Annotated in this window: 4 protein-coding genes; all 4 read right to left on the bottom strand. The window is 41.1% G+C overall.

Translation table 11 applies throughout. The annotated features are described in order from the left end of the window. Positions 1-1,534 (bottom strand): hypothetical protein (locus tag BFP71_RS05985; RefSeq protein WP_222843464.1); only part of this gene is annotated, 1,534 nt, incomplete at its 3' end. Between the two features lie 117 nt (positions 1,535-1,651). Further along, complete coding sequence (locus BFP71_RS05980) at positions 1,652-2,416, bottom strand: LytR/AlgR family response regulator transcription factor (protein WP_069834511.1); 765 nt, start codon at positions 2,414-2,416, stop codon at positions 1,652-1,654. 22 nt (positions 2,417-2,438) lie between these two features. Continuing rightward, positions 2,439-4,577 carry a histidine kinase gene (locus BFP71_RS05975; RefSeq protein ID WP_069834510.1) on the bottom strand — a complete coding sequence of 713 codons (2,139 nt, stop codon included), beginning with the start codon at positions 4,575-4,577 and terminating at the stop codon, positions 2,439-2,441. Between the two features lie 476 nt (positions 4,578-5,053). Further along, complete coding sequence (locus BFP71_RS05970; RefSeq protein ID WP_069834509.1) at positions 5,054-6,739, bottom strand: dockerin type I domain-containing protein; 1,686 nt, start codon at positions 6,737-6,739, stop codon at positions 5,054-5,056. Positions 6,740-6,752 lie beyond the last annotated feature (13 nt).

Here is a 6,752-nt window from a genome sequence, read left to right as displayed (position 1 = left end):
CATTGCCATTGCCAGAGTAACTGTAAACTGCTCCGTTATTAGTGCGCCATGTGCTCAGGTCTGTGCTGTTGATATTGCCATCTTGATTCACATCTCCTGATGGCATCCCAAACTTGTTGTTGCTTAGGCTTGCTAGGGCGGTCGTCGTCTGGTAGGTGTTCGCTGAGTTGCTGGTGAAGTCTATCGTCAGTGTGCCTCCCGAACCATCTATCGCAGCGGCTGACATGATTGGTAGGTGGTTTCTATGGTAGATCACCACATAGTAGGCTGTCCCTGTGTTACCCGTTAGGTTGATCGTTAGGTTGCTCGTACCATCTGTCGCCTTGATTGTCCCATCATTCATCAGAAAGCCTGCCGTCGAGCCTTTTCTGGTTGCGTTGGTTGCCGTGGCAGCTGTACTTGCTTCTCTTAGTTCTACTAATACCCAGTCTACTGCATTTGCTGGTATACTCACACTCGTTGTTTGGCTATGACTGTTTACGCCATTGTAGGGTTGTTGGGCTGGTATGCTACTATTGATGGCTGTGTTTAGGTTGGTACCATTATAAGCGCCTTCTAGGAATACTGTGGCTGCTATTTGTAGTGAACTCGGAGCTAGGGTAGTCACATCTACTTTAGTGACTGTCGCTTGGACATTTGGGGTGCTTTCATCATCTCGGGCGATAAAGTATACATCATAGGCTGTACTTGCCGTAAGGCCTGTTACTGCTGAGGAAAGGGTGAAAGGGTCTGTTAGGTTAGTGCCACTGCCTGAAACGATTGGAGAGCCTCCTCCATTGGCTTGGCCAGCAATCACATTGGCTGGAGTTGGGGCGGAAGCGCCATCGGCTACTACTACATAGTAGATGTCTCCTCCTTCATCAATGCTAGCCCCTGCTGTAAAACCTGTAGTGGTGACTGAACTAGCTGAGGGAGCTACGTCGAAGGTTGGGGGATCTGTGTCGGAGGCGGCGGCAACATCAGTTGTTATACTTTCAATTCTAAGTCCACCAAAAAGCCCATCGTCTGCAATTTCAATTCTTATCTCATCGATATCGTTAAACGCTGCAATCCCGGTAAAATCAACAGTTTTTTCAGTCCCAATTGCTCCTGGGACAAGAAAAGTAGTCGTTGCACTCGCAACAAAGCCATTGTTTTTGTAACCATTAACGGTAATATTATCATTAGCTGTATTGACGTTGGCAACCTCGAAAACTATTTCTTCTAATTTAAAATTACCACTAGTGGCAAGTTTAATAGTAATTTGATTAAGTCTACTTCCAGTGATTTGGGCGTAACCATTACTATCATCTCGAAAAAATGCATTAAACCCTGAAAGTGTTGTTCCGGTGAAAGCAAATGTGTTAAAAGTAGCCGAGAAAGGGTTACCAGAAGCACTTCCGTTTGTTCCTCCTGAAAATGTCTCCGTCGTACTGACCAAGGCTCGCAAAGGTTCATTTTCATTTGTTATAGAATTTGCATGAATTGCAAAACATGATAACAAAAAGTAAGAAACTAACTGGATTCTCCTACGGACATAATTTCGTGAAAGCATTGGCGACTAGCGTTTTGTTCACTCAAAGTGTCCATCTGTATCTCACCAAAAAAACGAATTGTAAATGTGCTTGGGTTTGGGAAAAAAGTGCTCGACTATATTTATTTATCGCTTGATTTAGGTTCTGAATGACCTCAGTCTTTTCAAAAGGTGTTGTTTCCTTCTTGTAGCCAATGGCACTTTTTCTCCATTCCTCAAAAACAGGAGATCACTATCGCGATTGTCATACCTATTGACGTAATTCAGGTTGACGACATGGGACTGATGACTTCTAAAAAATAGTTCATCTGGAAGTAAAGACACAATCTCCTTGAGCACCTTTGTAGACATAAATGGTGGCTGGTCCTTTTGAATGATCTTAGTGTAATTGCCTTGACCTTCTAACCGAATAATCTCACTGATATGAACCAGTTGAATACCATATTGATCGCGAAGGAGTAGTGTCGGTATTGTACTATCCGTTGCGTCAATTACTTGAAGTAAATGTTTTACTTTTTTCAACTCCAATTCTTGTTCTATTTCCATACGAGCTCTGTCGACTGCCAGAATCAATTCATCTGGATCGATAGGTTTTAACAAAAAATCGATAGCGCTATGCTTTATGGCCTTCACAGCATAAGCTTCATGCGCCGTCGTGAAAATAATTCGGAAGTCTGGCTTGCTAATTCGTTCAAGTAGGTCAAATGCAGTCCCATCAGCCAATTCTATATCCAGAAAAACAGCTTCCGGCTTTTCTTTCTGAATCAGTTCAATTGCTTCCTTAATTGTGGCCGACTTCCCAACCAATTCAATTTCTTTACAATAAGTAACCAGATACTTTTCTAAACGCTCGGTTGATTTAGCATTATCCTCAACAATGATTGCCCTTAGCTCACTTATCATATTTGTTCTTTCAAATTTGTCATTAATGGGGGCGTATAGGTAAGAAAAGAGTAACAATAGTCCCGCTTTCCTCACTAGTTATATCTAGTCTAGCGTTGGTATTTTCTAATCTATTTAGATTATAAATGCGTTCCTCTATGATTTTATTAGACAAGGACTTATATCCTTCTTTCATCGCGTACCTGTTATTTTGCTCAGGGTTACCCGTATCATTGATAGTCACCTTTACCTCTTCTCCTAAGGACGAAAATGTTACAGTAACTCCACCACCATATTTCGTTGAAAGACCATGTTCTATGGCGTTTTCGACAAATGGTTGTACAAACATAGGTGGTATTTGATAGTCTTCTAGGCTTTCCTCAAAATCGTGTTTCACCTCATAATCAAAGCCCATGTTGTGGTGAAGACTTTGTAATTCGAGGTAATCTTCGATAGACTCAATCTCTGTCTCCAATGGGATGAACTCGGTTCTTGAATTTTCCAACGTTCGCCTCATTAGTCTTCCAAATTTAATGAGATAGTTGTTCGCCTTGTCAATACTTTCTTCATTCATATATTCCTGAATCGACGCTAAAGCATTAAAAATAAAATGAGGATTCATTTGTAGGCGTAGAGATTTTTGTTGTGATAAGACCGCTTCGGTCTTCAGTTTCAACTGCTTTCTTGAGTTAAGAAGGATAACGATCAACCCTAATGCTGCTAAAAGAATTACTCCAACTACAATACTAAAGTTTGTTCTTGCAATCTGTACTTCTCTTTTATCAAGCTCCAAAGATTTAATCTTAGATTCTTGTTGCACTTTAATTAAAGCTTGTTCCTTTCTTTCCGTTTCAAATTCAACTGCGCTTCTAGTAAGTGCATTGGTCTTTTCTTCGTTCTGCAATGAATCTTTATAGGCAGAAGCCTTAACAATATGAACAAATGCTTTCTCTGAATCTCCCAGACTAGCATAAGCGTTTGCCAAATTAGTATGTATATTTTCTAGTTTGATAATGGGTAAATAGACAGGTATATCTAAAGCTTCAGTCAATAGCTCTTTTGCTCTTTTAAAGGAGCCTTTAATTAATGCTATTTCGGCCATTTTGCTCTTAGCCTCGGCCTTTGATTCTAAGTTACTATGTTTGATGGCCTCAGAATACATAAGGTCTACATACTTTGAAGCCATTCCTAGACTATCTTTGTTGATATAGGAATTGACTAAAATTCCGTAGGATACACTTAAATCATTTGGCGCTAAAAGCTCAATACTTCTAAGGCTTTTATCAATGGCATTATCATAATCTTCTAAAAGCAAATAAGCGCTAGCCATATTTCGAATGACATAACCTGCATCTTGCCATCGCTTATATTTTAAATGGTTATTACTGACTTGATCAAAATACTCAAGTGCTGCTATGTGATCTCCAATTTTGGTAAAAACCATCGCAATCCAACCTAAAGATTGATCCATCATATAAGGATCAATATCCTTTGCCATATTCGAGGTCTCCCTATAATTTTCCAATGCCGAAACAAATTCAGACCTCTTCCAATGAACATGACCGATATTACTAATTATCCTCATGAGCCATACTTTATCATTGGAGCTTTCGGCATCTTGTCGAGCTTTTTCATATTGATACATGGCAGAGTCGAACTCGTTCATTTTGTGGAAATAGGATCCAATATTTACCCTGAAAATGATAACATTCCGAAGTTCGCCGAACTGTAAGGATTCTTGCAGGCCTCTTTTGTAAATAGCAAGTGCTTCTTCTTTATTTCCTTTTAAATTGTTGAGTATCGCAAGATTCACCAGAGCAGATAGTTCTTTTGGTTTATTACCTAATTGGTTCCAAGTTTTCAATGAACTATCAATCCAATAAATAGCGCTATCATATCTACGGTAAGCGTAATTTATATTACTCTTTTGATGGTACGCCATGGCCAATCCTTCTAGATAGTTCTCCTTAAGCGACTTTCTAATGGCCATCTCATTATAAACCGCTGATGAATCGATGTCCAAAGGAGTGTATGATGCAGCTATTAGGTTATAGAGATCTGCTAGTTCAACGTCGGAAGAAGATTTTGCCGCCTCATTCTTAAGGCTATCAATTACCTGAAGCTGTGCGTAAATCGAATTTGTCAGAGCCAAAAGAACAAATAGACATACAAAGCGAGCCATGAAATTTAGTTTTGGGGACAATTTAAGGTTTTACCTTTAGAGTGTGCACCCTTTTCGTATTCGCATGCTGTTGATTGGTTTTCGCTATTCTACTCGAAAAATTCGCGGCTTTAGTTTCTGCCTAAAGAAATGAAAATGACTGTTAGTCAAAAGGAATTGAGTATGACAACTCACACCCGCTAATATATAGTGCTTATTTGCTCATTATTGTCCCCCAACAATCTTCGGGTTCCATGACAAGTTTCTTCCTTAAGCGATGCTTGGCCTTTTTGACACTGTCGGGTTCAATATGTAAAAGTGAAGCGATTTCTTTAGTTGTAAGGTCGGCATTTAGATAGGTACATAGCCTTAGATTATAGGCCGTTAGATGAGGAAACCGCCTTTTTAAGTCTCTTTGAAACTGCCTACTTGAAAATTGCAGTTCACTTTCTAAATGATCTATAATACGTTGTTCTAAAACGGTCATAGCCTTAGCATTATGTGGTTGGTACTTGTCTGGTCTTACTCGTGTTCTTCTGTTGAAAGTCATTGCGGTCTACTGCATTGATCTCTCCATCTAAGTTGAAGTCGGCATTACCATTGCCTGAGTAGCTGTAGGCTGCTCCGTTGTTGGTGCGCCATGTGCTCAGGTCTGTGCTGTTGATACTGCCATCTTGATTCAAATCTCCTGATGGCATCCCAAACTTGTTGTTGGTTAGGCTTGCTAGGGCGGTCGTCGTCTGGTAGGTGTTCGCTGAGTTGCTGGTGAAGTCTATGGTCAGTGTACCTCCTGAGCCATCTATCGCAGCGGCTGACATGATCGGTAGATGGTTTCGGTGGTAGATCACCACATAGTAGTCTGTCCCTGTGTTTCCTGTCAGGTTGATCGTTAGGTTGCTCGTACCATCTGTCGCTTTGATCGTCCCATCATTCATCAGAAAACCAGCTGTTGAGCCTTTTCTGGTTGCGTTGGTTGCCGTAGCTGCTGTACTTGCTTCTCTTAGTTCTACTAATACCCAGTCTACTGCACTGGCGGGGATACTCACACTCGTCGTTTGGCTATGGCTATTTACTCCATTGTAAGGTTGTTGGGCTGGTATGCTACTATTGATCGTCGTGTTTAGGCTGGTACCGTTATAAGCGCCTTCTAGAAATACTGTGGCTGCTATTTGTAGTGAACTTGGAGCTAGGGTTGTCACATCTACTTTAGTGACTGTTGCTTGGACATTCGGGGTGCTTTCATCATCTCTGGCGATAAAGTATACATCATAGGCTGTGCCTGCCGTAAGGCTTGTTACTGCTGAGCTAAGGGTGAAAGGGTCTGTTAGGTTAGTGCCACTGCCTGAAGCGATTGGAGAGCCTCCTCCATTGGCCTGGCCTGCAATCACATTAGCTGGGGTTGGGGCAGTTGCGCCATCGGCTACTACTACATAGTAAATGTCTCCTCCTTCATCAATGCTTGCCCCTGCTGTAAAACCTGTAGTGGTGACTGAACTAGCTAAGGGGGCAGTGTCGAAGGTGGGTGAATCCGTATCCGAAGAGGCCGCCGTGGAGATATTGATATTATCAACTCTAATTACCGAAAAACGGTTGGTAGCTCCACTGAAAATCCTAAACTCGTCGGCATCGTTAAAATCTGTTTGGGCTGATACATCTATTGTATGCCAATCAAAAGCAGTTAAAGAACCCGTCGAGAAGGCTGCTGTTCCAATAGCAATGCTATTCTTATAGGCTCTAACAGTAATCGTATTATTACCGGCACCTTGAAAACGAACATCAACAGAGTTGAGCTTGAACTCACTGCCGTCATTACTTGAAATCTTAACATAGTCTATCACTAAGCCTCCTCCAACAAATTGGATTACATCATCGTCAGTTGTCGCTGCATCTTGACCTTGATCAGAGATTTGAGTAATCTGGGTATTTGTTGCCCCTGTAGATTGCACTTCAAAATCCCACCCTGTAGAAAGGAAATTAGTAACAGAGGAAGATCCTGTTCCCGATGTTACTTGTCCACTTGATGCAATTAGCCCATTGAAAGTAGTTGTACCATTGGTAGGTGTGCCTAAATATGGAGTCTTAAAATAGACCGAATCAATCGGTATATATGGACTAGTAATTAAAAGGACAAGGGTAAAAAACTTGGTAAACTGTTTTCTATTTTTTGACAGATTTATTCGCATAAACGAAAGTCCA

Source organism: Roseivirga misakiensis, from assembly GCF_001747105.1.
In the GTDB taxonomy this organism is placed as follows: domain Bacteria; phylum Bacteroidota; class Bacteroidia; order Cytophagales; family Cyclobacteriaceae; genus Roseivirga; species Roseivirga misakiensis.
The sequence above is the reverse complement of the archived record's forward strand: the minus strand, read 5'-3'. Positions and strand labels throughout refer to the sequence as shown.

Bases quoted from the DNA above. Each gene is read 5' to 3' on its own strand.
- BFP71_RS05980 (WP_069834511.1), bottom strand. From the start codon at position 2,416: ATGATAAGTGAGCTAAGGGCAATCATTGTTGAGGATAATGCTAAATCA.
- BFP71_RS05975 (WP_069834510.1), bottom strand. From the start codon at position 4,577: ATGGCTCGCTTTGTATGTCTATTTGTTCTTTTGGCTCTGACAAATTCG.
- BFP71_RS05970 (WP_069834509.1), bottom strand. From the start codon at position 6,739: ATGCGAATAAATCTGTCAAAAAATAGAAAACAGTTTACCAAGTTTTTT.